This is a genomic window from Pseudomonas cerasi (genome assembly GCF_900074915.1).
GTDB classification, from domain to species: Bacteria; Pseudomonadota; Gammaproteobacteria; order Pseudomonadales; family Pseudomonadaceae; genus Aquipseudomonas; species Aquipseudomonas cerasi.
Window position 1 is genome coordinate 2,737,595 of the sequence record NZ_LT222319.1, and the last position, 26,948, is coordinate 2,764,542.

The following is a 26,948-nucleotide window of genomic DNA, read 5'->3' on the forward strand; positions in this document are numbered from 1 at the left end:
GTTTCCGCCTGAGGGGGCTCGACGCTTCAGCGTGGTCGTCGAAAACCCTTGTTCTAAAGCGGTTGAGTGATGACATGATGGTCGGATGACAATCCCGGCACAGGCTTTGCTCTGACGTACGTACGGCGCATGCTTCCCGTGACAAATACAACCATAAAAGCCGGAGTCTTAATATGTCAGCGTCTGATGGCACCCCTCTGTTGCAACGCGCGATTGAAGCCGAATGTGTTTTCAATGGCGACTGGATTCCTTCCTCGTCTCCCTCATTGCCCGTCATCGAGCCTGCGACCGGCGAGCTGTTGATGAACACAGCCATGGCCGATGCTGCGGACATCGCGGTTGCCTGCCGTGAGGCCGCGCTGGCTCAACCTGCCTGGGCGGCGCTGGGGCCGCGTGAAAAGGCCGACATATTTCTTCTCGCCGCCGATCACGCGGTTTGTGCGTTCGATGAACTGGCGCTGTATGTCGCCCGCGAGACCGGCGGCAGCTTGCAAAAGGGCCAGCACGAAGTGAACGAGACCATCGTGTTGTTGCGTCAGGCGGCGGGCATGCTGTCGCAGGCTCATGGTCATGGCCTGATGCTGCCCAGTCAGGCCGGTCGTCTGTCCTACGCGCGGCGTGTCGCGCACGGTGTGGTGGGAGTGATTTCGCCATTCAATTTTCCCCTGGTGCTTTCCCTGCGCTCGGTCGCTCCGGCGCTTGCTGCCGGCAATGCCGTGGTGCTCAAGCCCGATCCGCAGACACCCATCAGCGGCGGTTTCCTGATCGCCCGGCTGTTCGAGGAAGCCGGTCTGCCCAAAGGGCTGCTGCACGTGCTGCCGGGTTCTGCCGATGCTGGCGAAGCGCTGTGCCGCGACACCAATGTGCAGATGATCACCTTCACCGGCTCGACCGGGGCCGGACGCAAGGTTGCCGAAGCGGCGGGCCGCAACCTGAAGAAAGTGTCGCTGGAGCTGGGCGGCAAGAATCCGCTGGTGATTCTCGAAGACGCCGACCTTGATCTGGCCGCCAGCAATGCGGCGTTCGGTGCCTGGCTGCACCAGGGGCAGATCTGCATGGCCACCGGGTTGATCCTGGTGCACGAATCCATCGCTGCCGAGCTGACCCGCAAGCTGGCGGACAAGGCGCGGGCGCTGACGGTGGGTAATGCGGCACGCGGTGAGGCTGCTCTGGGGCCGCTGATCAACAAACGGCAGTTGCAGCACGTGCATCAGGTGGTCAGTGACAGCCTGCAGGCCGGTGCGCGACTGGAAACCGGTGGCGAGTATGAAGGCCTGTTCTATCGGCCGACGGTGCTCAGCGGCGTGAAACCCGGTATGCGCGCATTCGAGGAAGAGATTTTTGGCCCGGTGGCGGTTGTGGTCAGCTTTTCCACGGACGAGGAAGCCATCGAACTGGCCAACCGTTCCGAGTATGGCCTGGCAGCTGCGGTGATCTCCCCGGACATCGGCCGCGCGACGGCGATTGGCGACCAGCTCAGGTGCGGCATGTTGCACATCAACGATCAGACGGTGGCCGATGAGTGTGTCAATTCGTTCGGCGGGCGCGGTGCGTCGGGCAACGGCAGCAGCGCTGGCAGCCCCTCGGACTGGGATGAATACAGCCAATGGCAGTGGGTCACGGTGAAGAACCAGGCGCCGGCCTACCCATTCTGAGTCTGACTGACATTCCATGCTTCATTGCAACAGGTGATGTGATTCAACGGCAAGACGTGATCCAACAACAATAAGAGCGCGTGACTATGAACCTGACTAACAAAACACTGATCGTGACTGGTGTGTCATCCGGCATCGGCGCTGAGCTGGCACGTGTGGCACGCTTCCAGGGTGCCCGAGTGATCGGCATCGATCGTCATGAACCGCAATTGACCGTAGACAGTTTTTTCCAGGCGGACCTGGCCGATCCAAAGAATATAGATGCGTTGATCGAGCGCTTGCCCAAGCAGATCGACGGCCTGTGCAACATCGCCGGTGTACCTGGCACAGCGCCCGTTCAGGCGGTCGCCCAGGTCAATTACCTCGGGCTGCGCCACCTGACCCAACGCCTGCTGCCGCGCATTTCACCGGGCGGCAGTATCGTCAACATAGCGTCGATACTCGGCTCGCAGTGGCCGGAAAGGCTGGAGCTGCACAAGGCCCTGGCTGCCACCGAAAGCTACAGCGAAGGGCGGAGTGGCTGGCGGCCAATCCGGTCGCCCATGAAACCTGCTACCAGTATTTCAAGGAAGCGCTGATCGTCTGGAGCTTCAAGCAGTCGCAGGAATGGTTTCGCGATCATTCGGTGCGCGTCAACTGCGTGGCACCGGGGCCAGTGTTTACGCCGATTCTGGGAGATTTTGTCAGCATGGTTGGCCAGGAGCGGGTTACCCGTGATGGCCTGCACATGAAACGTCCTGCGCTGGCCGATGAGGTGGCCGAGGTGATTGCGTTTCTGTGCTCCGACGCCTCGCGCTGGATCAACGGCGTCAACTTGCCCATAGATGGAGGGTTGGCCGCTTCCTACGTGTAATGGCTGCACATGTTGCAACCCCGGCGACGCGTTCGTGGCGTCGGGGGCACTTGAAAACAACAACAATAAGTACAGGAATCACAAGATGCCCAAGTCTGTCTTGCGTGCCGTTGCGACCGTATCATTCATCGCCTTGTCCTCGACTGCATACGCCTATGACTTGCCCGGCCTCAATCTGGGCAACACCAGCTTCTACGACGGATCCCCGGCGCCTGCGGGTCCGGGCTGGTATCTGGAGGAGTATCTGAACTATGCCAAGGCCAATCGTTTCAATGACGTGAATGGCGACAAACTGCAACTTCCCAAACAGGATGTGGATGTATTGGCGGTGACCACGCAGATCATCTACGTCGGTCAGCCAATGGCCAATGGTGCCATGCCGGGTATTACCGCAATCAACACGTCGCTGGCACATGTCGACGTGGATGACGGCCTGGGCAACACCGCCCTGAGTTCGCGTGCCGGTTTCGGTGATTTGGTCATCGGTCCGTTTCTGCAACTGCCGACGATCACCCGTGCCGATGGCAGCCCGCTGCTGACCCAGCGTGTCGAGGCGGACATTGCGATTCCGGTCGGCGCTTATGATCGCAATCGCTCAATCAACCCGGGCAGTAATTTCTGGTCGTTCAACCCGTACTACGCCGCGACTTACTGGTTCTCGCCGAAATGGTCGGCCAGCGGGCGTTTCATGTATTTGTGGAACGGCAAGAATGATGACCCGCAAGCCGGATTCGGCAATGCTTCCGACACGCAGGCAGGGCAGGCTCTGCATGCCAACCTGACTCTGTAATACGCAGTCAACGAGCAACTTTCGCTGGGGCTCAACGGTTACTGGCTCAAGCAGTTCACCGACACTCAGGTGGACGGCCATGATGTCAGTGGTCGGAAGGAAAAGGTCTGGGCTATCGGCCCGGGCCTGCTGTATGCCTTCAACAAGGAGAACGTGCTGACGGTCAATAGCTACTTCGAACAGGGCGCGGAAAACCGCACCGAAGGCAACAAGCTGGTGCTGAATTTTCTGCACAAGCTTTAAGGCATTGGAATGTTTTGACTATCGTTCCTCACGCTCCGCATGGGAATGCAGTTCGTGACGCTCTGCGTCACACAAGGGTTCTGCGATGTCAGGTGGATTGAGGTTCGGCTCAGGTCACCTTTTCGCCCCTCGGCGAGTTGCTGATCCGGGGGTAGCCTGGCAGGACGCCAGGCTAGCCGCACCGGGCCATGGATGGCCCGTTGCGGCGACGCCCGGATCAGTGTCAGGGCGAAGGAACCCGACGAAGTCGGGCCGGAAACAGGAGCGAGGGGCTTTGGTTACTTTGGCCCCATCTCAGCGCCAGGACTCAGCCGTCACTAACGTCGCACTCTGCGTCGACAGTGCCATCGCGATCAAAAAAGCAGCCTGAGATCTAAAACAAATCTCACTTAACCCCCAGAACGATGTGACACGGATTGCTCATTGTTATACATAAATCCGCTTTTGATTCTGGCCGGAGGCCGTGGGAGTGGACCGGGCGACACTTCGCTTGTTCGCGAAGAGGGCCTTGATCAGCTCGACCCTGCAGCCTTGAGCTCGCGCTGCTCGATGGCGACTGACCTGGACAGCACTGTAATCGCCGCCAGTGCGGCAATCACCAGGCCTGGCGAGGTGGCCAGCAGTACGCCGGCGGTTCCAGCGCCAGCGCCCAGCAGTTGTCCGGCCGCCAGTGGGCCGGCAACCGAACCGAGACGGCCGATGGCTACTGCAGCACCCACACCGGTGGCGCGTACCGAGGTCGGGTAGGACGGCGGGGCCAGCGCATACAGCACCAACTGCGCGGCGATGACAAACACCCCGGCCGCAAACCCTGCAATGGCCATCGGTACGATACCGACCGACCCACGCCTGCCAGCGCTGCTAGCAAGCCGGAATAGACGAACAGCACGACCTTGATGCCATTGCAGCGATCAAGCAACAACCCGCCCAACAGCGAGCCCAGTGCGCCGCCGATATTGAACAACATCTGCACCATGCCCGCCTGCGGTTTGCTGAAGCCCTGACCGATCAGCAGTGAAGGCAGCCAGTTGAGCAGCATGTACATCACGGTCAGGGTGAAGAAGTAGCCGAGCCACAACGCCAGCGTGGTGCGAGCCCGGCCTTCGCCGAACAACGCAGTGGCGCTTGAATGCCGAACGCTGTCAGCACTGGTCTGCTGTTTGAAAGCGCTGGACTCGGGCAGCAACAGGATCATCAGCGGAGCCACCAACAGCGGCACCAGACCACCGATGATGAACGTGGTTTGCCAGTGCTCGCTGGTGAACATGGCGACGACCGCCGCCAGGGCACCGCCCAGTGGAACACCTGCGTACATGACGCTGATAGCCAGGCCGCGGTGACGTTCGCTTGCAGCTTCTGCACACAGGGCAATCAGGTTGGGCAACGCCGCCCCCAGACCCAGGCCCGTCATGAAGCGCACCAGCAACAGGCCGGAAAAGCTTTCGACATACGCAGTGCTCAGCGAAAAGACCCCGAACAGCAGCACTGCGCTCACCAGAATCTTCTTGCGGCCGATGCGATCGGCAATCCACCCGCCAAAGAACGCCCCAGGCAGCAGCCCGATGATCCCGGCGCTGAACACCCAGCCCATCATTTTTGGATCAAGGGCGAAGGTCTGGCGCAACCCGGCGGCCGCCGTTCCGGCAGCCTGCAGGTCGAAACCCTCGATGAGCGCAACGATAAAACACAAGACAATGGTCAGCGTCGATCGACGTAATGGACTGTTCATGGCAAGCCTCATTGTTGTTTTTGTTGTGGAGAAAAGCCTGTTCCCGAGCGCCAATCGAGGCGTTGTGACAGGTCGTTATCAAGGTAACAAAAATAACTAAAAAGTGAATCTGACTGGAAGAGTGATAAAAAGAAGTGTTTAGTCTTTCAAAAACATTGAGTTAGCAGCGGAATATCAACAAGCTGATAAAGTAGTTAATAATATTAATGTTCGATTATCGGTCATTTTGGATTGACGCGGCGGTGGAATCTTTCAATTCTCTACTCACGGGCCCGCAGTTAGCGCCGGACCGACTCCAAAAACAACAACAATAAGTGGACACCGAACATGTCAAAGCTCGCTCATGATCCAGCAAGCGCTGTGTCAGCTCCCTTTTTACGTGGAAAACGTTGTGGCCTTGCACTGGGCCTGCTGGGTATCAGTGCCATTCCCGACCCTGCACAGGCGCAGGGCTTTCTGGATGACAGCCATGGCACCCTGACGCTGCGCAACTATTATATGGACCGCGATTACAAGGATGATGGCGCCAAGACTGCGACTCGGGAGTGGGCGCAGGGCTTCATCATGAATGCGGAGTCCGGCTTTACCCAAGGGCCGGTGGGTTTCGGTCTCGATGCGCGAGCGCTGGTCGGGGTGAAACTGGATTCCTCGCCAGACCGCAGCGGCACCGAGCTGTTGCCGGTGTCCGCCAGCGATGGCCGGGCGGCTGACGAGTATTCGCGGCTGGCCCTGACCGGCAAGCTGAAATTTCACGAAACCACGGTCAAGACCGGCGACGTGTCGATTTTCCTGCCGTTCGCTTTCGCCAGCCCCTCGCGACTGTTGCCGCAGACCTTTCGTGGCATCACGCTGACCTCCAAGGACATCGATGACCTGACCCTCAATGCGGGCTACATCGACCGGGTCAACAAACGTGACTCCAGCAACTACCAGCCCATCAGCCTCGCTTCACCGAACCGCCGTTTCAATGGGGCGGCAACCTCGTCGCACATGGCTTACGCCGGAGGCGATTATCAGGTCAACAAGGACCTGAGCCTACGGGCGTACCACGCCGAGGTAGACGATCTCTACACCCAGAACACCCTGGCCCTGTTGCACAAGCTGGCGATTGGCGACGGCGTGCTGACCACCGATCTGCGCAGCTTTTTCAGCCGCGATACCGGCAGTGCAAAGGCCGGCGAAGTAGACAACCAGAACCTTTCCGCGTTGCTTGGCTACAAGTGGGGAGGGCACAGCGTGAGCCTTGGCTACATGCATTCCAGTGGCGACACGGCGACGCCTTATGTCTCGGGCACCGAACCGATGGGGTTGAGCGAGATGACCATGAGCTCGGACTTCCTCAACGCCAAGGAGCGCACCTGGCAAGCCATCTACGACTATGACTTCACGGCCGTCGGGCTGGTCGGGCTGCGCAGTCGTCTGCGTTACGTGCGCGGCGACAACATCGAGCTGGCCGCTTTCAATGCCGATGATCGCAAGGAGCGTGAGTTTCAGATGGAACTGGGCTACGTCGTGCAAAGCGGTCCGCTGAAGAACGTCGGGCTGCTGGCGCGCAAGTCGATCTATCGCAACGACTTCCCGGCGGGTGCAGCCTTTCGTGACGAGAACCAGACACGCTTTATCGTGCAATACAGCTTGCCGCTCTGGTAATCATCGCGCATCGACGGCAGGGAAGCCGTCTATGAGCGCTTTCACGATTGATACACCTTTTTCAGCAACCTGAGCAGGTCCTGACGTTCCTTTTTATCCAGCGCGGCGGTGGATTCCAGGTCGCTGTCCACGGCGATCTGTTTCAGTTCGCGCAGCAGTGTTTCGCCGCTTTTGCTGAGAAAGATGCCGTATGAGCGCTTGTCCGGCTTGCAACGCACCCGGACGGCCAGCGCACGCTCTTCGAGCTTGTTCAGTAATGGAACGACCTGCGGCGGTTCGATCGCCAGCGCCTTGGCCAGGTCTGCCTGCATAAGACCCGGGTTCTGCTCGATGATCGCCAGCGCCGAGAACTGCGCCGGGCGCAGGTCGTGTGCGGAAAGACGTCCGATCAGGTTCTGGAACAGCTTGAGTTGTGCGCGGCGCATGGCATAACCGATCAGATCATCCAGCGCAGAATCCGTTGGCAAACGTGCCTCGGCAGCCTGTACGGGAGCCTGGCAAACGTCGGCGATGTCAGATGGCTTGGCCATTGAAAATGCGGTCCTTATGGTTTGATGGGTCAATCAGCCGGTCAGTTTGCCGAGGTTGGCGAACGATAGCTATGGGGCATACGTGACTGTGACCAGCCTGTTCGGGCGGAGTGCCGAGATTTTGATTAATTTGAATAACAGTTAATTGACATAACTATATTTGCGGTTTAGCTTTGAGTCATCTTCAAGCCAAGAACAAGAGAGCATCGCCATGAGCAAATATGAAGGCCGCTGGTCAACCATCAAGGTCGAGATCGAGCAAGGTATCGCGTGGGTCATCCTCAATCGGCCGGAAAAACGCAACGCCATGAGCCCGACCCTGAACCGCGAAATGATCGATGTGCTGGAAACCCTGGAGCAGGATCCCGATGCGGGCGTTCTGGTGCTGACCGGTGCCGGCGAGGCGTGGACCGCTGGCATGGACCTCAAGGAGTATTTCCGCGAGGTGGATGCCGGGCCGGAAATTCTTCAGGAAAAAATCCGTCGCGAAGCCTCCCAGTGGCAGTGGAAGATGTTGCGCATGTACGCCAAGCCAACCATCGCGATGGTCAACGGCTGGTGCTTCGGCGGTGGTTTCAGCCCGCTGGTGGCCTGTGATCTGGCGATCTGCGCCGATGAAGCGACCTTCGGCCTGTCGGAAATCAACTGGGGCATTCCGCCCGGCAACCTGGTGAGCAAGGCCATGGCCGACACTGTGGGCCACCGCCAGTCGCTGTACTACATCATGACCGGCAAAACCTTCAACGGTCAGAAAGCCGCTGAAATGGGCCTCGTCAATGAAAGCGTACCGCTGGCACAACTGCGTCAGGTGACCATCGATCTGGCCAATAATCTGCTGGAAAAGAATCCGGTGGTACTGCGCGCCGCCAAGCACGGCTTCAAACGCTGCCGCGAACTGACCTGGGAGCAGAACGAAGACTATCTGTACGCCAAGCTGGACCAGTCACGTCTGCTGGACAAGGAAGGCGGGCGCGAGCAGGGCATGAAGCAGTTCCTCGATGACAAGAGCATCAAGCCTGGTCTGGAAGCGTACAAGCGCTAGTCTGATATCCAGACGTTTCGAGCCAAGTCTGTAGTTCCTGATAAAGACAATAAAGAGGAATCACCATGCTGGACGTGCCCCTGCTGATCGGCGGACAGTCGTGCCCCGCGCGTGACGGACGTACATTTGAACGCTGCAACCCGGTGACTGGCGAGGTGGTTTCGCGGGTAGCGGCGGCGACTCTGGAAGATGCCGATGCGGCAGTCGCAGCCGCTCAGGCTGCGTTCCCCGCATGGGCGGCGATGGTGCCCGGCGAGCGTCGGGCGAGTCTGCTCGAGGCTGCTACGCAGTTGCAGGCCCGCAGCGGCGAATTCATCGCTGCTGCCGGCGAAACCGGAGCAATGGCCAACTGGTACGGCTTCAACGTACAGCTGGCCGCCAACATGCTGCGCGAAGCGGCATCCATGACGACGCAGATCACCGGCGATGTCATTCCTTCCAATGTTCCCGGCAATTTTGCCATGGCGCTGCGCCAGCCCTGCGGTGTGGTCCTCGGTATCGCGCCGTGGAATGCGCCGGTGATTCTCGCCACACGGGCCATCGCCATGCCACTCGCCTGCGGCAACACCGTGGTGCTCAAGGCCTCGGAGCTCAGTCCCGCCGTGCATCGGCTGATCGGCCAGGTGCTGCAGGATGCCGGGTTGGGTGACGGCGTGGTGAACGTGATCAGTAACGCGCCGGCCGATGCGCCGGCGATTGTCGAGCGCCTGATTGCCAACCCGGCAGTGCGGCGGGTCAATTTCACCGGTTCCACTCATGTAGGCCGCATCGTCGGTGAGCTGTCGGCGCGGTATCTGAAACCGGCACTGTTGGAATTGGGTGGCAAGGCACCGTTTCTGGTGCTTGACGACGCGGATCTAGACGCGGCAGTAGAGGCCGCCGCCTTTGGCGCCTACTTCAATCAGGGCCAGATCTGCATGTCCACCGAACGGCTGATCGTCGACCACAAGGTCGCCGATGCCTTCGTTGCCAAGCTGACGGCCAAGATCAAAACGTTGCGCGCCGGTAATCCGGATGACAGCGAATCAGTTCTCGGGTCGCTGGTCGACGTGGGTGCCGGGACGCGCATCAAGGGCCTGATTGACGACGCTGTGGCGCTTGGCGCAACGCTGGTGGCGGGCGGGCAACTGCAGGGCAGCATTCTGCAACCGACGCTGCTCGACGGCGTGACAGATGCCATGCGCCTGTACCGCGAAGAGTCCTTCGGCCCGGTGGCCGTGGTGCTGCGCGGCGACGGTGACGAGGCGCTGTTGCGGCTGGCCAACGATTCGGATTTCGGTCTCTCGGCGGCGATTTTCAGTCGTGACACCAGCCGCGCCCTGGCGCTTGCGCAACGGGTGGAGTCCGGGATCTGCCATATCAACGGACCCACCGTGCACGACGAGGCGCAAATGCCCTTCGGTGGGGTGAAGTCCAGCGGCTATGGCAGTTTCGGCGGCAAGGCTTCGATCGAGCACTTTACCCAGTTGCGCTGGGTGACGCTGCAAAACGGGCCCAGGCACTATCCGATCTGAGCCATCCGATTCGAACGCTTCCAGGCTGGCGGCAGCGGTCTTTTGTACAAGACTGTGTCGCCGGTAAGTCAGGCATAACAATAACAAGGCTGCAGCCTGGTGCTGCAACGCTCGGCCCGGACCGCTGCATGGCGTTTGGTGCCTGCGTACCTTGATGGAGAGAACGCACGTGAGTTCCGATATCAGATCATCAACGCTGCAGAGTGAAGATAATCCACCGCGCTACCGTCAGGTCTCCATCGGCCACCCGCCCATCGAGGTGCGGGAAGAGCAGGGCGTTCTGCACATGCGAGCCCTGGAACCTCTGGCGCGGTTACCCGACCGGCTGCTCGACCGACTGGTGCACTGGGCGCGGTTGCGTCCACAACAGACCTTCATTGCCGCGCGCGACAGCCGGGGCGGCTGGCGCAAGGTCAGTTATGCCGAGATGCTGACTGACGTGCGCGCTATCGCACAGAGCCTGCTGGCGTACGGCCTTTCCGCCGATCGGCCGCTGGCGTTGCTGTCAGGTAACGACATCGAGCACTTGCAGCTTGCTCTGGGGGCCATGTACGCCGGCATTCCGTACTGCCCGGTATCACCGGCGTATTCGGTCATGTCTCAGGATTTCGCCAAGTTACGCCACGTCTGCGACGTATTGCAGCCAGGATTGGTATTTGTCAGCGATGCCGCGCCGTTTCAGCGTGCCATCGATGCGATCATTCCTGCGGAAACGCCCGTCATCACTGTACGCGGACAGCTCAATGGCAGGCCTCAGCTGAGCTTCTCCAGCCTGCTCGAAGAGCCGGGTGGCAGCGAGGCCGAGGCCGCGTTCCTGGCCAGCGGCCCCAACACCATCGCCAAGTTTCTGTTTACTTCGGGCTCGACCAAACTGCCCAAGGCGGTGGTGACTACCCAGCGCATGCTGTGTGCCAATCAACAGATGCTGTTGCAGACGTTCCCGGTGTTCGGCGAAGAGCCGCCCGTGCTGGTCGACTGGCTGCCCTGGAACCACACCTTCGGCGGCAGTCACAACATCGGTATTGTGCTGTACAACGGTGGCACGTTCTATCTGGACAACGGCAAGCCAACCGCGCAAGGCTTCGCCGAGACGCTGCGCAACCTCAAGGAAATTTCGCCTACCGCTTACCTGACTGTGCCCAAGGGCTGGGAAGAGCTGGTCAACGCACTGCAGCAGGATGCCGAGCTGCGCGAGCGATTCTTCTCGCGCATCAAGCTGTTCTTCTTCGCCGCTGCCGGCCTGTCGCAAAGCATCTGGGATCGTCTTGACCGGGTGGCCGAGCAGCATTGCGGCGAGCGGATTCGCATGATGGCCGGACTGGGTATGACCGAGGCCGCGCCGTCCTGCACGTTCACCACCGGGCCCTTGTCGATGGCTGGATATATCGGCCTGCCCGCACCGGGATGCGAAGTGTGCCTGGTGCCGGTGGATGGCAAGCTCGAAGGACGTTTTCGTGGCCCGCACATCATGCCGGGCTATTGGCGCTCGCCGCAGCAGACGGCCGAAGTGTTCGACGAGAACGGCTTCTATTGCTCCGGCGATGCGATCAAGCTTGCCGATCCTGCGGCCCCGGAGCTGGGCCTAATGTTCGACGGGCGACTGGCCGAGGATTTCAAGCTGTCGTCGGGCGTGTTCGTCAGTGTCGGCCCGATGCGCAACCGCGCGGTGCTGGAAGGCTCGCCGTACGTGCAGGATGTGGTCATCACCGCGCCTGACCGCGAATGCCTTGGGGCGCTGGTGTTTCCCAGGGTGCACGAGTGCCGGCAACTGGCCGGGCTGGATGCACAGGCCAGCGATGCGCAGGTCCTGGCCAGTGCGCCGGTGCGTGAGTGGTTCGCCGGCTGGCTGGCGCGCCTGAACCAGGGCGCGAACGGCAACGCCAGCCGGCTGGAGTGGATCGTGCTGCTTGATGAGCCCGCGTCTATCGATCGCGGCGAAATCACCGACAAGGGGTCGATCAACCAGCGCGCCGTCCTGCAGTGGCGCGCAGACAAGGTCGAAGCGCTGTACCGTGATCAGGACCCCGACAAGCTCAGTGCCGAGCCCAAGGCATGAGTGGCGTCGGGCAGTATTCGGCATTCAGCGACGTGGCCATCGTCGATGCCGTGCGCACACCCTGGGTGGATCTGGGCGGTGCTCTGGCGCCTGTTTCGCCCATCGATCTGGGTATCAAGGTCGGCCGCGAGGTCCTGGCGCGGGCCGTCATTCAGGCGGATCAGGTCGACAGCGTACTGGCCGGCTCGATGGCGCAGGCCAGTTTCGATGCGTACCTGCTGCCCCGGCACATCGGCCTGTACAGCGGCGTCGCGCAGAGCGTTCCGGCGTTGGGTGTGCAACGCATCTGCGCGACCGGTTTCGAACTGTTGCGCCAGGCCGCCTTGCACGTGGGCGAAGGTGGGCAGATGGCGCTGTGCGTCGCCGCCGAGTCCATGTCGCGCAACCCGATCGCGGCCTATACCCACCGCAATGGCTTCTCGCTCGGTGCCGCCGTGCAGTTCAAGGATTTTCTCTGGGAAGCGCTGTATGACCCGGCACCGGCGATGGACATGATCTCCACCGCAGACAACCTCGCCAAGCGTCATGGGTTGAGTCGTGAGGCGGTAGACAGCTATGCCTTGCTCAGCCATGAGCGGGCGCTGCAATCGCAGATTTCCGGCAAATGGACCGAGGAAATTGTCCCGGTCAGCCGCGAGCGCTTTGCGCTGGAAGGCTATCAGCCGCGTGGCATCGAGTTGCCGCGTGGGGTTGAAGTGGTCACGCAGGACAGCCATCCGCGTGCGACCCATCTGGCAGCGCTATCGCGTTTGCGCGCCATTCACGCGAACGGTGTGCAGACCGCAGGCAATAGCTGTGCGGTGGTCGATGGCGCGGCGGCGGCCCTGGTGGGGCGTGCTTCACAGTCAACGAGACCGGTGTTGGCGCATCTGCTGGCCAGCGCGGTGACGGGTGTCGCGCCAGAGTTCATGGGTATCGGCCCCGCACCTGCGATCCGCTTGTTGTTACAGCGCAGCGGGCTGGCGCTGAGCGATATCGGTCGGCTGGAAATCAATGAAGCGCAGGCCGCTCAGGTCCTGGCAGTGGCACAAACGCTGGAGCTGGACCACGAGCGGCTCAACTGCCTGGGTGGATCACTGGGCCTGGGTCACCCATTGGCTGCCACCGGGCTGCGTCTGGTCATGACTCTGGCCCGGCAACTGCGCGACGCAGGCCTGCGTTACGGTATCGCGGCAGCCTGCGTCGGCGGCGGGCAAGGCATGGCGCTGCTGATCGAGAATCCCCACTGTGCGTCCAGCCGTGTCTAGCCAGGCAAATACCCGCAAATGCGACATTTTCCTGCTTTAAACGCTACGCCTTACGCAGGTCATCCTTTAGCGCTTGACCGAATCGTGGCGAACGGTGAATCTCGCACCTCTCGACCCCACGGAACCCCGTCTATGCGTGCCCTCGCTGAGCTTTCTTTCGATTTCGTCTGGCATTTGATGTTCACGGATGACAAGCAGCTCGACCAGGATCTGGCGGTGCGCTCGCTGGAAAATCTTTCCGATTGTTTTTCGTCGATGTCCGACGAAGAGAAAAGGGCGTTCATCGCGGTGGCCCACGAACGCAAGGCGCGCCTTTTCGCAGTGCCCGATGCCGACGGCTACTCGCCGATACGTCTGGCCACCGAAGAGCAGGCGCAGTTTCTCGATCATGTCGTTTCCGGGCAGTTCTTCCAGCAGTTCGAAGAGCCCCTGGCGGCGGATGCAAGCGACCGTGTGGTGCCGATTCGCCGCTGAGCGGACCCACGCTGCCCGGTTATTGCTCGACGGCTTCCGGCAGCCTGGCGATGACCTTGATTTCAAAATCGAAGCCATACAGCCAGGTCACGCCGACGCCTGTCAGGGTCGGGTGCGGCGCTTCGCCCCAAAACTCGGGAATTAGCTTCCATATCCGCTCGAACCTTGTCTGGGGATCGACAATGAACACCGTCACGTCGACCACATTGTCGAACGTGCAACCGGCCGCCAGCAGGATGGCATTCAGGTTGGTGAACGCCAGGCGCACCTGTTTTTCCAGATCAGGTTCGGGTGAGCCGTCTTCGCGACTGCCGACTTGTCCGGACACGAACAGAAAACCATTGGAGCGTATGGCGGGCGAATAGCGATTGCGCTCGTAAAGCGCCTGGCGGCCAGCCGGGAAAACGACGTCACGTTGGGTCATGGGGATCTCCATCAGAACTTGAGTACGAAGGCTGAAGTCAGCGTTGAAGCCACAGTAGGGACTTGCGTCAGCGCGATAAACGAGCAACCGTACTCAGCACTGTTTGGGAAACCCAAACAATCGACAGGCTGATGGGACAAGACAGGCGGGGCGAGGATGGACCGTTTCGACGCAATGCAAGCGTTTGCTCGCGTGGTGGAAACCGGCAGTTTCACCAAGGCTGCCAGCACGCTGCACATGAGCAAGACCAGCGTGACGCAACTGGTACAACAACTGGAGGCACGCTTGCGGGTCAAGCTGCTCAACCGCACCACGCGGCGGGTCAACGTGACTGCCGACGGTGCGGTATTTTACGAGCGCGTGGTCAGGCTGCTGGCCGATATGGATGACGCCGAGACCAGCCTGTCCAGTGCAACATCGCTGCCCAGAGGGCGTTTGCGCGTGGACGTACCCAGCCCGCTGGCCAGCATGCTGCTGATGCCCGCCTTGCCAGGGTTTCATGCGCGTTATCCGGACATTCAGATCGATATGGGCGTCAGCGACCGTATGGTCGACCTGATCGGCGAGAACGTCGACTGCGTGGTGCGGGGAGGTGAAATAGCCGATCAGTCGCTGATGGCGAGGCGGGTGGGCGACCTGCAACTGGGCGTTTACGCTGCGCCGGACTATCTGCAGCGCATGGGCACGCCTGTTCATCCGCAAGAGCTTGAAGACTCGGCCCATCGCATCGTCGGCTATCTGTGGGCGCGCACCGGCAAGGCGCTGCCCTACGCCATGCACCGCGCCGGGGAAAAGGTCCATGTGCAGGGGCGCTATACGCTGGCGGTGGATGATGGCAATGCCTACGTTGCCGCAGGGCTGGCCGGAATGGGCATTCTCTGGCTGCCGGACTACATGGCCAGGTTATATCGGGAGCGCGGAGCCCTTGTCCCGCTGTTCGAAGACTGGCAGCTGGACAGCATGCCGATGTACGTGGCTTTCCCGCCGAACCGTCACATCAGCATCAAGGTCCGCGTGTTTATCGACTGGATCACCGAGCTGATGGCCGAGCATGCGCCCGTCACTCGGCCACCGACACGCCCTGCGCAATAGCGTGCCGCGGGTTCAACGCCGTGCCGACAGTTGCTGCGGGGCCAGAAATGCGTCATGAAAATAGTTGCGGAAGGCCTGCATGGCCGGGCTCAATTCACGTTCGCGGTGCCAGGCCAGGCCGACGCTCATGGGCGTTACTGTGTCGGTGACGGTGATCGTTTCGATACGCTTGCCTTCCAGCGACCAGGGGCGATGCACCAGATCGGAAAGGATCGCCACGCCGCTGCCGTTGGCGACCATGCTGCGTACTGCTTCCACCGAGCTGGTGCGGATTCTGACGTTGGGCTGCTGCCCGGCCAGTTCCCAGTAGCGCATGGCGCTTTGTTCGGCTTCGTCGACGGTCAACAGGATATAGGGCTCCTGCGCGACGTCGGCGAGGCTGACAGAGGCGCGTTGACACAGCGGGTGATGGCTGGACAGCCACAGGCGGCGCTCGGAGTTGAACAACGTTTCCGAGATGATATCCGGGTGAGTGATGTTGGCCGTCAGCACCACCGCCATGTCGAAGCGACCTTGTAGCAGGCCTTGTTCGATGGCTTGTCTTTCCTGCTCATGCACCTCGATGGCGACGTCCGGGTGCCAGTGTTCCAGGCGCTGCAAATGATGCGGCAGGAAGTAGCCGATGACCGTGTAGCTGGCGGCCAGACGCAATACGCCGCTGGCGCGGATATCGGGCAGCGGACTATTCAGCGCATCATCGACGCTGCGCAGAATGACGTAAGCCCTGTTAAGAAAATGACGGCCTGCTTCAGTCAGGCTCATGCCTTGCGCCGAGCGCTGAAACAGCAGGGTGCCGAGCATGCTCTCCAGCTCCTTGATCGCCGTGGTGACCGCCGACTGGGAAATGTTCAGGTGAATGGCCGCCTGCGAGATTTGCCCGATCTCGGCAGTTGCCACGAAATAACGGACCTGGCGCAAGGTCAGGGACATAAGCACTCCAGACAGACGTTCGATGTAGCGGGGTATCTGTTTTTCAGAAGATTGCGTATCTGTTAATAGATCTACCCAAGGGGTGCGGGTGAATTTAACGTGCTTTGCATGAAGCCGGATAGCCCCTTGTCCGGACAGCCCACAGGAGCAACAGCCATGCAGGTGGATTTCAACTCGGACATGGGTGAAAGCTTTGGCGCGTGGACCATTGGTGACGGCGTCGATACTGAATTGATGACCTTTATCAGCTCGGCCAATATTGCGACCGGTTTTCACGCGGGCGACCCTGGCACCATGCGCCGCACGATCGAGCAGGCGAAACGTCTGGGCGTTGCCATCGGCGCACACCCGGGGTTCCGTGATCTGGTCGGCTTTGGCCGCCGGCATATCAACTCGACGCCCCAGGAACTGGTCGACGACATGCTCTACCAACTGGGCGCCCTGCGCGAGCTGGCGCGGGTTCAGGGTGTGGCCTTGCAGCATTTCAAACCCCACGGAGCCTTGTACATGCACTTGGCCAGGGACGAAGCCGCAGCCCGCCTGCTGGTGGAAAACCTGCAGCGCCTGGAGCCCGATTTGCTGCTTTACTGCATGCCCGGTTCGGTGATCTGCAAGATCGCCGAGGAGCTGGGCCAGCCGGTGATCCGCGAGTTCTACGCCGATCGCGATTACGACCTCAGCGGCTCCATCGTTTTCACCCGTCACGTACGGGCCCTGGACCCGACCGAAGTCGCAGCCCGCGTGGTGCGCGCTTGCCTGCAAGGTCTGGTGCGTACTGTCGAAGGTGAGGACCTGAGCATCGAATTCGATTCGATCTGTCTGCACAGCGATACGCCCGGCGCGCTGGACCTTGCAGAAGCGACACGCCTGGCGCTGGACGCTGCAGGCGTCAAGGTGCGTGCACCGCGTTGAGTCAACGGCATCGTGCGCGTAGACGCACGAGCTGTGTTACTGATTTTTGCCTGCCGTTCTACAACGATTTCAAGAAAGGAACAGACATGGCTGATCCGATTCGCTACAGCTTTGGCGCTGATGAACATCTGTTCGCCGAAGTCAGTGACAGTATGTCGCTGGAAGCATTTTTCACGGGGCTTGCGGTGACCCGTGCGGTCGAGCGTCTGGCGCTCGATGGTGTGCTGGACGTGTGTCTGGCCAACGCGTCATTCCAGATTCGTTTTGACCCGGACCGTATCGCACCGCATGCCTTGCTCGAGGCGGTAAGGTCGGCCGAGGCCGGTGCAGTCGCCGAACGTACCCTGCAGACCCGGATCATCGAGATCCCGGTGCTGTACAACGATCCGTGGACCCACGAAACCCTGATGCGCTTTCGTGACCGCCATCAGGACCCCGGTTCCACCGACCTGGAATACGCAGCACGCATCAATAATCTGGCGGATGTCGATGCCTTCATCGCGGCGCACAGCGGCGCGCCGTGGTTCGTTTCGATGGTCGGTTTTGTCGCCGGTCTGCCGTTCATGTTCCAGATGGTGGAACGCGAACGCCAGCTGCAAGTGCCCAAATACCTGCGTCCGCGCACTGATACCCCCAAGCTCACACTCGGTCACGGCGGCTGCTTCGGCTGTATCTATTCGGTACGCGGGGCGGGCGGTTATCAGATGTTTGGCGTCACTCCGGCGCCGATCTATGACCCGCAGCAGGGGTTGGCCTATCTGAAAGAGCACATGGTGTTTTTCCGGCCTGGCGACATCGTCCAGTTCAAACCGCTTGACCGGCAAGCCTATGACGAGGCTGTCGCAGAGGTGGAAGCCGGACGCTTCGATCTGCGCATCCGCCCGGTCGAGTTTTCACTGGATGCCTTTCTCGCCGATCAGGTGGGCTATCCCAAGTCGTTGCAGGAGGTGCTGGCATGATCAAGGTGCTCAAACCCGGTCTGGCCACCTCGGTTCAGGACCTCGGCCGCGAGGGCTATTACCACCTGGGCATACCGCCCTCCGGTGCGCTCGACCAGTACGCCCTCAGCGCCGCCAATCAGCTGGTCGGCAATCCGCCCGGCGCGGCGGGGCTTGAATGCACACTGCTGGGGCCGGAACTGGAGTTCCAGTGCGACACGTTGGCCGCGGTCTGCGGCGCGCACATGGCGGCGCGCCTCGACGGCGTGGAAATGCACCACGACACCGCCTTTGCGGTGAAGGCCGGGCAAGTGCTGCGCTTCGACTTCCCGAAGGACGGCGCGCGTACCTATCTGGCCGTCGCGGGCGGTATTGATGTGCCACTGGTACTGGGCAGCCGTTCGACTTACACGCTGGGTGCGCTTGGCGGTTTTCAGGGGCGCCGACTGGCCGCTGATGACCTGCTGCCGATAGGCACGCCCAGCGGCAAGGGACGTGCCGGGGCCAGCCTGCCGATGGCCTTGCGCCAGTCTCTGGGCGGGGAAGTGTATCTGCGGGTCGTGCCGGGCCTGTATTACGAGCGTCTGACCGAATTTGCCGCCACCAGTTTTTTCTCCGAGCCCTGGAGCGTAGGGTCGGAAGCCGACCGCATCGGTTATCGCTTCAAGGGGGGCAGGGCGCTGACCTTCCAGCCCAGGGAGCAGCCCTTCGGCGCCGGTTCCGATCCGTCCAATATCGTCGACAGCTGCTACCCGATCGGTTCAATTCAGGTGCCTGCCGGGCTGGAGCCGATTGTCTTGCACCGTGATGCCGTATCGGGCGGGGGCTACGCGATGATCGGCACGGTGATCAGCGCGGACCTGGATCTGATCGGTCAGATGCAACCCAATCAGACCGCCCGATTCGTGGCTGTAACGCTGGAGGAAGCGCTGGTGGCGCGCAAGTCATACAAGAAGAAGCTGGCGTGCCTGAGCAAACTGTTTCCTTCCTGAGACGGTCAGTCGGTTTGCCCGGACTCCAGGTGTGCCCGCATCTTCGCGCGGCACACCTCGAGTATTTCGTCCGCCAGCGGCGAGTCATCCGGGCAGCTGCGTGATAGCAGCAGCGCCCCCAGCGCATGGGCAAAGCGGTCGATGGTGTTTGCCCGCGCCTGTTTCCATTCTTCGCCGCCGGGTGCTGCCTGGTCGGGAGCAAGCGCTGCCAGCAGGCTCTCGATGCCGTCGGCGAAGGTTGCTTTGACCGGGTCCGACTGGCGCGCTGCATCGCCGCTCAGCGCGGCCATGGGGCAGCCCGTGCCAAGGTTGTCACGGTGCTCTCGGGACAGGTAATAATCGATGAACTGCGCTGGATCGATGCCGGTCGATTGCGCCACGGTCTGCGAGATGGCGCACGCCGCCGACTCGGCCATCAGGTCGGACTTTGAACCGAAATGCTTATAGAACCCGCCGTGGGTAAAGCCTGCCGCAGCCATCAGGTCGGCGACCCCGACACCGTCATAGCCATGCTCGCGAAACTGCACGGAGGCCGTCTCGACGATATGTGCCCGGTTGGCCTGGGCCTGGGCCTTGGTGACTCTCATAGGGGTCGCCTCTTTGCCTGTCTGATTGTGGCTTTCTGGGCCAGGAAGAGCGTGAATATAGCATTGATGCTGACCGTCATCAAAACCGCTGATCGTCAGGATGCTGACTGCAGGGAATGGCTGGCAAGCAACATGGATCTTCGCCTTCGCGTTGAAAGTGTTAGCGTGTTACCCGCGTTTTTCTTTGTAACAAGAAAGCTCAGACTAATCGCCAACCTGTTTATGGCACAAAAAGCCCCCAATGCTGATGGGCCGCTGGCCCTTCAGGAGAGAGCACCATGCATCGAACGAAAATTTCCGCCGCAATTGCCATCATTTCCGCAGCCACACTCGCCACTTCGCTGGCCTACGGCGCGACCGCCATTCCATTGCCTGCCAGTGCGCCTGCCGACAAACCGATCGGCAAGCTCGAACAGGTGCATGCCTTTTACGATGCGATGCCCACCGGTGTGACAGTCACTGAAACCGGGCGAATTTTCGTCAACTTCCCTCGTTGGGGTGACAAGGTGCCGTTTACGGTGGGTGAGATTCGTGACGGCAAAGTGGTTGCCTACCCTGATCTGGCGGTCAACAAGGAGAACCCCAAAGACCCTGGTGATGGGCTGATCAGCGTGCAGAGTGTGGTCGCCGACGGCAAGGGCCGTGTCTGGCTTCTGGACACGGCCGCACCGGGTTTTGCGTCTCCGCGTCCAGGCGGCGCCAAACTGGTTGCGGTGGACCTGGCCACCAACCGAATCGTCAAGCGCCTGGTGTTTCCGGATAACGTCATCTTGCCCGGCACTTATGTCAACGACATGCGCTTTGACTTGCGCAAGGGATCGGAGGGCACGGTCTATGTAACGGATTCATCCTTGAGCGGGCCGGGTGCGATCATTGTCATGGATATTGCCAGCGGTCACGCCGTGCGGCGCCTGAACGGGGCGCAGTCAACATCTGTCGATCCGGCTTTCGTACCCGTCGTCGAGGGCGTGGCCGTGCTGGGCGATGGCCCGAACGGAACGCGCAAACCGGTCGGCGTCGCTTCGGATGGCATTGCGTTGTCGGCAGACGGCAAGACACTGTATTTCTCGCCGTTGTCCAGCCGTCATCTGTATGCCGTGGCCACCGATCTGTTGAATGACAGCAAGGTCAGTGAGCAGCAGTTGGCAGCGGCGGTGCAGGACCTCGGTGAAAAAGGCGCTTCGGATGGCCTGGAGGCTGATGCCAAAGGCGCCGTATACGCAGGCGACTACGAGCATAATTCGATTCGCAAGCGCCTGCCGGACGGCACCTGGCAAACAGTGGCACACGATCCGCGCATGCTCTGGCCTGACACCTTGTCGATCGGCCCGGATGGCTATCTGTACTTCATCGTCAACCAGTTGCACCGCCAGGCCAACTTCAACGCCGGCCACGACAAGCGCGAAAAACCCTACATCCTGCTGCGTTTGAAAATAGACGCTGCGCCCGCACCGACCCATTGATCGAATTGAATACCGGAGCATCGATAATGAACACATCTGCAAAGCCAATGGCCTTGATGGCTGTCCTGAAAGCCAGTGCTGGCAAAGAGGCGGCCCTGAAACACGCATTATCGGCACTGGTGGAACCGACCCGGGCGGAGCCGGGCAATATCGAGTACACGCTGTTCGAGGCGCGTGATGAGCGCGGCACGTTCTACATGCGTGAATGCTTCAAGGATCAGGCAGCACTGGACGCCCATGTCGCCACGTCGCACTACCAGCAGTTCGCGGCGGTCAGCGGCGAGTTGCTGGCAGAGCCGCCGCGGTTGATATTTCTTGATCAGGTATCGAGCTGAGTGTCCAAAAGGGCCCAGTCAGTCCGGGCCCTTTCGCGGTTACTCAGCACACCGTATTGAGCACCTTAGAAAATATTGATCGGGTAACTGACGATCACCCTATGCTCATCGGAATCGCGCTGGCTGGCGAATTCGGTGCGCAGTTGCGCGTGGCGCAGCGCGATGCTGAGGTTCTTTGCCGGACCGGATTGCACCACATAACTTAGAGTGACGTTGCGTTCCCATTCCTTCTTGTCGCCGTCGGATGTCTGGATGTTCGAACCGCTTTCATACATGGCCAGGAAGTTCAGCCCGGGAACGCCGAGCTTGGCGAAGTCATAGCCGTAACGGACCTGCCAGGTGCGTTCTCCGGCGCGCTGGAACTTGCCGATCATGGATTCGGTCATGAAGTAAGCGGTTGATCCATCGCCCTGATTCAACCATACCGCGTCGCTGTCGCCGGTCACCGCCTGGTAACCCGCAGCAAAGGTGTGGCCATTGATCAGGTAGGTGAACTGGGCGCTGGACAGGCGGCTGTCGACTTCACCCTTGGTGACGCCGTTGCCGTAATAGCCAACTGTGTAGTACGCCGCGTCGTGACCGTTGGCGCCGTCCGAGCGGTTGTCGAAATGGCGCAGGTCGGTGCGCAGGATGCCCGGACCCAGCTGCATGTCGTATTTCAGGCCCAGGAAGTTCTGCTTGTAGAAGTTTTCCAGGTTGCCGTAGTAGTACTGCAAGGTCAGGTCTTTTGTCGGTTTGTAATCGACGCCTGCATAGTAGAACTTGTTGACGAACTCGCCGGTCAGCGGGTTGTTTGCACCCGGAATCGACATGGCCATCTGATTGGTCGAACCACGGCCCATGACATGTTCCAGCTGGCCTGCGGTGAAGGTGAAGTCCTTCAGGTCGCCAGACTGAATCTGCCCGCCACGAAAAGTCTGTTGCAACATGCGGTCAGTGGACATCACCACCGGCAGCATGGGCACCAGCGTGCCGTATTTCAGTTCGGTCTTGGAGACGCGTGCCTTGAGCGTCGCGCCCAGGCTGCTGAACTCATCGACCGCGCGGCCATCGCTGTCCGTGGGGAAGATATTGCCGTTGAACGCCGTGCTTTGCGGGTTGTAGTGACGGCCTTTGCCCGAGTCCAGACGGATGCCCAACTGGCCGAGTGCGTCGACACCGAAGCCCACTGTGCCCGGCGTGTAGCCCGACTGGTAGTTGAGCATGAAGCCCTGGCCCCACTCCTGGGTGTAGTTCGGGTCGGCGGCGCCGCTGCGGTTGTCTGCGTTACTGAAGAAGTTACGCGCAAGAATACTGGCCTTGCTGTCCTCCAGAAAACCTTCGGCGTAGCTCTGCTGAGCGATCAGCAGTCCACAAAAGCCCGCAACGAAAGGGGCGGCGCGATTGATACGCTCCATCGGATTCATCCTCATACTGTAATTAAGTGTTTTTGAGAGGCAGAGTCAGGCGGCAGTCAGGTTTCTTATTGTTTTTCAGGAACAGGTGTTGCAGATGAATCCGTTGCAGACGTTGCTGCATGGGATACCTGATGAAGGGTGACGCGAGGCAGGCAGTGCAGAACCAGCAACGCGAGCACGCCCAGCCCGGCGCATGTCAGCAGCCCCGTGCCCACCGCCTGGGCGAGGGCGGTGCGCGCTATCAGCAGCGCCGCATCGACATTGGCAGGCGTGTGCTGCAGCAGAACCTGAGGGTCGGCCAGGCGCGGTAAGGCCGACGCCTGACCTGCTGCGTTCAGCGCACTTTGCAGATTGGCGACATACAGCACCTTGACCAGCACGCCCATGGCCGCTGTGCCCAGCAAACCGCCGACCAGTCGCAAGGACTGCGTCAGCGCCGTGGCAATGCCGAGAAATTGCCGCTCGGCGAGCGTCTGGGTGAACACGGTGAGGTTGAGCAGAATGAAGCCCAGCCCCAGCCCCGCCAGCAGAATCAGCCCCAATAAGGTCGTGAAGCCGGCGTGCAGTCCGACCAGTGCCAAGGCGATGCAGGCAACCGACAGGGCAATGAATCCGCCAATAGGTAACCAGTTGGGGTTTGTCAGACGCGTGACGATACGACTGTTGACGATTGCGCCCAGGGTGATGCTCAGCGCCAGTGGGGTAAGCAGTAACCCTGCGTCTTTTGGCGAGTAGCCGTAGCTGCCCTGCAACAGCAGCGGCAGGTAGAACAGAAGGGTGAACATGATGGCGCCGGCCAACAGCGACATGATGAACAGCAGGCGGATGCTGCGGTTGGCGAACAGCCCGGCGGGCAGCAAGGCAAAGGCACAGCGGCGCTCGTGGAACCACAGGCCGAGCATGGCGGCGAGGGTCACGGCGCCACATGTCAGGCTGACGGACAGAGAACGCTGGCCCAGCCATTCGACGAACAGTTGCAGGCTGCCCAGCGTCAGGACGATCAATAAAGCCCCGAGCCAGTCGAGCCTGATCGCACCGTCAGAATGGGGTCGATAGCCTTGCGGGCGATACCACGGCAAAAAGCGCCAGGCAAAAAACAAGGCAATCACGCCCAGGGGCAGGTTCAACCAAAACACTGAACGCCAGCCAAACTCGCCGGACAGATAACCGCCCAACCCCGGGCCGATGGCATTGACCACGCTGAACATGGCGCTCAGCAACACCTGCCAGCGCAACCGCTGGCGGGTGTCGGGAAACAGCTCGGGCACACAGGCAAAGGCAGTACCGATCAACATACCGCCGCCCACACCTTGCAAGGTTCGCCCGATCACCAGTACCAACATGCTGTCTGCCAGTGCGCAGAGCAGCGAGGCCAGCGTGAAGATGACTGTTGCGGCCAGCACGAACGGTTTGCGCCCGTAAAAATCGCCCAGCCGGCCAAAGATCGGGATGGTCACGATAGAGGCCAGCAGGTAGCCGGTGGCGACCCAGGCGTACAACTCGAAACCGTTGAGCTCGGCGACGATGCTTGGCAGTGCGTTGACGATGACGGTCTGATCCAGCGCGGAAAGGCCCAGTACCAGTGATATGCCGAGCATGGCCAACAAGGCCTGTTTGAAGGTCAGGGCCGGATGGCTCGGCGTCGTCATGTCGAGGTGCTCAGCGCAACGCAGCGACAGCAGTCGCAATGCGCGCGCAGCCGTCTTCAAGGGTTTCCAGGGCAGTCGCCGTAGACATCCGGAAAAACGGTGCCAGGCCATAGGCGGTGCCTGCGACAACGGCAACGCCCTGACTTTCCAGCAGGTACAGAACCACGTCCGTATCGGCTTCCAGTACCGAACCTGACGGTGTGGTTTTGCCGATCAGCGCGCCGCAATTGACGTACAGGTAGAACGCGCCTTCGGGCTTGATGCAGCTCAGGCCGTCAATCGCGTTGATCAGCTCCAGGCAACGATCGCGGCGCTGTCTGTAGACCTTGACGCTGTCGCCGACAAAAGACTGGTCGCCGGTCAGGGCGGCCACCGCAGCGGCCTGGCTCACCGAGCAGGCGTTGCTGGTGGACTGTGATTGCAGGGTCGCCATCGCGTTGATGATATCGCCGGGGCCTGCTGCGTAGCCGATGCGCCAGCCGGTCATGGCGTAGGTTTTTGACACGCCGTTGATGATCAGCACGCGTTCGCGCAGCGCTGGCTCGACAGTGAGCAGGTGGCTGAGCGGAGCGTCGTCGTAGCGAATGTGCTCGTAAATGTCGTCGGTCATGACCAGCACGTCCGGGTAGTCGAGCAGTACGTCGGCCAGCGCGCGCCATTCGGATGCGCTGTAGGTAGCACCGGTCGGGTTGCTCGGCGAATTGAGCAGCAGCCAGCGGGTGCGCGTCGTGATCGCGTTGCGCAGCTGCGCGGCAGTCAGCTTGAACTGGTTTTCCTCCGGGCAGGCCAGGGTCACTGGACGACCGTCGCAGGCCAGGACCATGTCCGGGTAAGACACCCAGTAAGGCGCGGGGATCAGCACTTCATCGTCGACACTCAATGTCGCCGCGAATGCATTGAAAATCGCGGCCTTGGCACCGCTGGTCACCACGATCTGGCCGGGCGCGTAAGCAAGGCCGTTTTCACGCTGCAGTTTGGCGGCGATTGCCTCGCGCAGCGCCGTGGTGCCAGCGTTGAGCGTGTAGCGTGTTTCACCGTTCTCGATGGCGGCACAGGCGGCCTGACGAATGTGTGCCGGTGTGTCGAAGTCCGGCTCGCCAACCACCAGATTGATGATCGATTTGCCTGCGCGCCGCAGTTCATTGGCCCGATCGGCAGCAGCGCTGCTTGGCGACGGTTTGATGCGGAGCACGCGGGCAGCGATGCGAGATGCGGTCACGTTGGCATTCCTCGTTGATGGCCTTGACGGGGAATACGTTACGAGCCAGAGCAGCGAGCGCCATAAGACCATTTCGTTCTGGGTTGATAGGCAGCGCTTATGACCGCAGATGAACCGGCGTCGCACCAAAAGCGGGCGTGCAATGGTTGCAGGGGGATCAGCGCCTGACGAGCCCGTTCAGCGGGAGCTGACATAGCAATTGCTTATGCCTGGTTTTTCCAGAGCTGGCCTGGGTCTTGCTGAAGCCCGTGTGTCGTGACTCTGGAGTGCAGCACCTTGAACCTTCGCCGTTTGAAATATTTCGTGAAAATTGTCGATATCGGCAGCCTGACTCAGGCCGCCGATGTGCTGCACATCGCACAACCTGCGCTGAGTCAGCAGTTGGTGACGCTGGAGGCCGAGTTGCAGCAACAGTTGTTGATCCGCACCAAGCGCGGCGTCACCCCGACCGAGGCGGGCAAGGTGCTGTACGGGCATGCTCAGGTGATCCTGCGCCAGTGCGAGCAGGCACAGAGTGACGTCAACGCCAGTGGTCTGGCGTTATCGGGGCCGGTGTCGGTAGGGCTGGCACCCGGCACTGCCGCTTCGACCCTGTCGCTGCCATTGCTCAAACGCGTACGCGAGCGTCATCCGGGCATTCTGCTGTACCTCAATGAGAACTTTGGCACCACCCTCAGTGAGTTGATCATGAACGGGCGTATGGACATGGCCGTTCTTTATGGCGGACGCGAGGTACATGGCTTGAGTTTTGTGCCCTTGATACGCGAGCAGCTGTACCTGGTGAGTGCCGAAGAGGCGCTTCAGGGGCGCGAGGAAATTCCGCTCAGGGAACTGGCCGATATCGACCTGCTGTTGCCGCGCACCTACAACACTGTCCGTCGTCTGGTGGACGAGGCATTTGTGCGTATCGAGCACAGTGCCCGGGTGGTGGCAGAAGTCGAATCTTCGACGACGCTGGCCGCGGCAGTCGCCGATCGATTCGGCTCGACCATTCTTCCCGAATCTGCAGCGCGGGTGCTGGCAGACACGCATGCGGTCAACCTGAGCCGCATTGTCGAACCCGAGATCGAAGCCCCTCTCGCGCTGCGCCTGTCCGGGCACTTGCCGCTGTCGGTGCCGGCCCAGGCGGTCAAGGCGATCCTTCTGGAACTGGTCGCCGAAATGCGCGGCAACCGCCGCGCGCAGTGATCTCGACGTCATAAGGGGCGCTTATCACCCCACAGTCAA

Annotated in this window: 21 protein-coding genes and 3 pseudogenes; 16 read left to right on the forward strand and 8 right to left on the reverse strand. The window is 60.9% G+C overall.

The window, feature by feature from the left end; genetic code table 11:
- Positions 1 to 173 precede the first annotated feature (173 nt).
- From PCPL58_RS14900 to PCPL58_RS14910, 3 genes and pseudogenes are all read left to right on the forward strand, one after another.
- The gene (locus tag PCPL58_RS14900) at positions 174 to 1,655 is read left to right on the forward strand and encodes a benzaldehyde dehydrogenase (protein WP_065349777.1); all 1,482 of its coding nucleotides are present in this window, start codon (positions 174 to 176) and stop codon (positions 1,653 to 1,655) included.
- Positions 1,656 to 1,741: 86 nt separating this feature from the next.
- A pseudogene (locus tag PCPL58_RS14905) lies at positions 1,742 to 2,508 on the forward strand (coniferyl-alcohol dehydrogenase).
- 85 nt (positions 2,509 to 2,593) lie between these two features.
- A pseudogene (locus tag PCPL58_RS14910) lies at positions 2,594 to 3,541 on the forward strand (SphA family protein).
- A gap of 512 nt (positions 3,542 to 4,053) precedes the next feature.
- On the opposite strand, the pseudogene mhpT reads toward PCPL58_RS14910, so the two are convergent.
- A pseudogene (gene mhpT / locus PCPL58_RS14915) lies at positions 4,054 to 5,270 on the reverse strand (3-(3-hydroxy-phenyl)propionate transporter MhpT).
- Positions 5,271 to 5,597: 327 nt separating this feature from the next.
- Here mhpT and PCPL58_RS14920 point away from each other — a divergent pair.
- Entirely contained in the window at positions 5,598 to 6,920 is a 1,323-nt protein-coding gene (locus PCPL58_RS14920) for an OprD family porin (RefSeq protein ID WP_065349778.1), read from the forward strand.
- A gap of 41 nt (positions 6,921 to 6,961) precedes the next feature.
- Here PCPL58_RS14920 and PCPL58_RS14925 read toward each other — a convergent pair whose 3' ends face one another.
- Positions 6,962 to 7,450, reverse strand: coding sequence for a MarR family winged helix-turn-helix transcriptional regulator (locus PCPL58_RS14925; protein WP_003370802.1), 489 nt, complete (start codon positions 7,448 to 7,450; stop codon positions 6,962 to 6,964).
- 211 nt (positions 7,451 to 7,661) lie between these two features.
- Here PCPL58_RS14925 and PCPL58_RS14930 point away from each other — a divergent pair, with 211 nt between their 5' ends.
- The 5 genes from PCPL58_RS14930 to PCPL58_RS14950 all read left to right on the forward strand — a co-directional run bounded on the left by PCPL58_RS14930 (position 7,662) and on the right by PCPL58_RS14950 (position 13,783).
- Positions 7,662 to 8,492, forward strand: a complete 831-nt coding sequence (locus tag PCPL58_RS14930) for a p-hydroxycinnamoyl CoA hydratase/lyase (RefSeq protein ID WP_003401024.1) — start codon at positions 7,662 to 7,664, stop codon at positions 8,490 to 8,492.
- A gap of 65 nt (positions 8,493 to 8,557) precedes the next feature.
- Positions 8,558 to 10,006 carry an aldehyde dehydrogenase gene (locus PCPL58_RS14935; protein ID WP_065349779.1) on the forward strand — a complete coding sequence of 483 codons (1,449 nt, stop codon included), beginning with the start codon at positions 8,558 to 8,560 and terminating at the stop codon, positions 10,004 to 10,006.
- A 169-nt stretch (positions 10,007 to 10,175) separates the two neighbouring features.
- Complete coding sequence (locus PCPL58_RS14940) at positions 10,176 to 12,062, forward strand: feruloyl-CoA synthase (protein ID WP_065349780.1); 1,887 nt, start codon at positions 10,176 to 10,178, stop codon at positions 12,060 to 12,062.
- On the forward strand, positions 12,059 to 13,309 hold the full coding sequence (locus PCPL58_RS14945) for a thiolase family protein (RefSeq protein WP_065349781.1): 1,251 nt from the start codon (positions 12,059 to 12,061) through the stop codon (positions 13,307 to 13,309). Before PCPL58_RS14940 ends, PCPL58_RS14945 begins: the two co-directional genes overlap by 4 nt.
- Positions 13,310 to 13,441: 132 nt before the next feature.
- On the forward strand, positions 13,442 to 13,783 hold the full coding sequence (locus tag PCPL58_RS14950; RefSeq protein ID WP_003370812.1) for a hypothetical protein: 342 nt from the start codon (positions 13,442 to 13,444) through the stop codon (positions 13,781 to 13,783).
- Between the two features lie 19 nt (positions 13,784 to 13,802).
- Here the strand turns inward: PCPL58_RS14950 and PCPL58_RS14955 are convergent, their stop codons facing one another.
- Complete coding sequence (locus PCPL58_RS14955; RefSeq protein ID WP_065349782.1) at positions 13,803 to 14,207, reverse strand: RidA family protein; 405 nt, start codon at positions 14,205 to 14,207, stop codon at positions 13,803 to 13,805.
- Between the two features lie 156 nt (positions 14,208 to 14,363).
- On the opposite strand from PCPL58_RS14955, the gene PCPL58_RS14960 reads away from it, so the two are divergent.
- On the forward strand, positions 14,364 to 15,299 hold the full coding sequence (locus PCPL58_RS14960) for a LysR family transcriptional regulator (RefSeq protein WP_065349783.1): 936 nt from the start codon (positions 14,364 to 14,366) through the stop codon (positions 15,297 to 15,299).
- Between the two features lie 12 nt (positions 15,300 to 15,311).
- Here PCPL58_RS14960 and PCPL58_RS14965 read toward each other — a convergent pair whose 3' ends face one another.
- Positions 15,312 to 16,229: a LysR family transcriptional regulator gene (locus tag PCPL58_RS14965; RefSeq protein ID WP_003346362.1), complete on the reverse strand. Its 918-nt coding sequence runs from the start codon at positions 16,227 to 16,229 to the stop codon at positions 15,312 to 15,314.
- Positions 16,230 to 16,385: 156 nt separating this feature from the next.
- Here PCPL58_RS14965 and PCPL58_RS14970 point away from each other — a divergent pair, with 156 nt between their 5' ends.
- The 3 genes from PCPL58_RS14970 to PCPL58_RS14980 all read left to right on the forward strand — a co-directional run bounded on the left by PCPL58_RS14970 (position 16,386) and on the right by PCPL58_RS14980 (position 19,071).
- Positions 16,386 to 17,141: a 5-oxoprolinase subunit PxpA gene (locus tag PCPL58_RS14970; RefSeq protein ID WP_003370817.1), complete on the forward strand. Its 756-nt coding sequence runs from the start codon at positions 16,386 to 16,388 to the stop codon at positions 17,139 to 17,141.
- Positions 17,142 to 17,227: 86 nt separating this feature from the next.
- On the forward strand, positions 17,228 to 18,100 hold the full coding sequence (locus tag PCPL58_RS14975; RefSeq protein ID WP_065349784.1) for a 5-oxoprolinase subunit B family protein: 873 nt from the start codon (positions 17,228 to 17,230) through the stop codon (positions 18,098 to 18,100).
- Entirely contained in the window at positions 18,097 to 19,071 is a 975-nt protein-coding gene (locus tag PCPL58_RS14980) for a 5-oxoprolinase subunit C family protein (RefSeq protein WP_003435392.1), read from the forward strand. The genes PCPL58_RS14975 and PCPL58_RS14980 overlap by 4 nt, the downstream gene beginning before the upstream one ends.
- 5 nt (positions 19,072 to 19,076) lie before the next feature.
- On the opposite strand, the gene PCPL58_RS14985 is transcribed toward PCPL58_RS14980, so the two are convergent.
- Complete coding sequence (locus PCPL58_RS14985; protein WP_046719366.1) at positions 19,077 to 19,658, reverse strand: TetR/AcrR family transcriptional regulator; 582 nt, start codon at positions 19,656 to 19,658, stop codon at positions 19,077 to 19,079.
- Between the two features lie 278 nt (positions 19,659 to 19,936).
- Between PCPL58_RS14985 and PCPL58_RS14990 the strand changes: the two genes are divergently transcribed.
- Both PCPL58_RS14990 and PCPL58_RS14995 read left to right on the forward strand, forming a co-directional pair.
- Positions 19,937 to 21,121 carry an L-dopachrome tautomerase-related protein gene (locus PCPL58_RS14990; RefSeq protein WP_065349785.1) on the forward strand — a complete coding sequence of 395 codons (1,185 nt, stop codon included), beginning with the start codon at positions 19,937 to 19,939 and terminating at the stop codon, positions 21,119 to 21,121.
- Between the two features lie 26 nt (positions 21,122 to 21,147).
- Positions 21,148 to 21,456: a putative quinol monooxygenase gene (locus PCPL58_RS14995; RefSeq protein ID WP_003370828.1), complete on the forward strand. Its 309-nt coding sequence runs from the start codon at positions 21,148 to 21,150 to the stop codon at positions 21,454 to 21,456.
- 65 nt (positions 21,457 to 21,521) lie between these two features.
- Here PCPL58_RS14995 and PCPL58_RS15000 read toward each other — a convergent pair whose 3' ends face one another.
- The 3 genes from PCPL58_RS15000 to PCPL58_RS15010 all read right to left on the reverse strand — a co-directional run bounded on the left by PCPL58_RS15000 (position 21,522) and on the right by PCPL58_RS15010 (position 25,721).
- The gene (locus PCPL58_RS15000) at positions 21,522 to 22,853 is read right to left on the reverse strand and encodes an OprD family porin (protein ID WP_065349786.1); all 1,332 of its coding nucleotides are present in this window, start codon (positions 22,851 to 22,853) and stop codon (positions 21,522 to 21,524) included.
- 65 nt (positions 22,854 to 22,918) lie between these two features.
- The gene (locus PCPL58_RS15005; RefSeq protein WP_065351056.1) at positions 22,919 to 24,541 is read right to left on the reverse strand and encodes an MFS transporter; all 1,623 of its coding nucleotides are present in this window, start codon (positions 24,539 to 24,541) and stop codon (positions 22,919 to 22,921) included.
- Complete coding sequence (locus PCPL58_RS15010) at positions 24,513 to 25,721, reverse strand: aspartate transaminase (RefSeq protein WP_065349787.1); 1,209 nt, start codon at positions 25,719 to 25,721, stop codon at positions 24,513 to 24,515. The genes PCPL58_RS15005 and PCPL58_RS15010 overlap by 29 nt, the downstream gene beginning before the upstream one ends.
- A 276-nt stretch (positions 25,722 to 25,997) precedes the next feature.
- On the opposite strand from PCPL58_RS15010, the gene nac reads away from it, so the two are divergent.
- Entirely contained in the window at positions 25,998 to 26,909 is a 912-nt protein-coding gene (nac, locus tag PCPL58_RS15015) for a nitrogen assimilation transcriptional regulator NAC (RefSeq protein ID WP_065349788.1), read from the forward strand.
- Positions 26,910 to 26,948 lie beyond the last annotated feature (39 nt).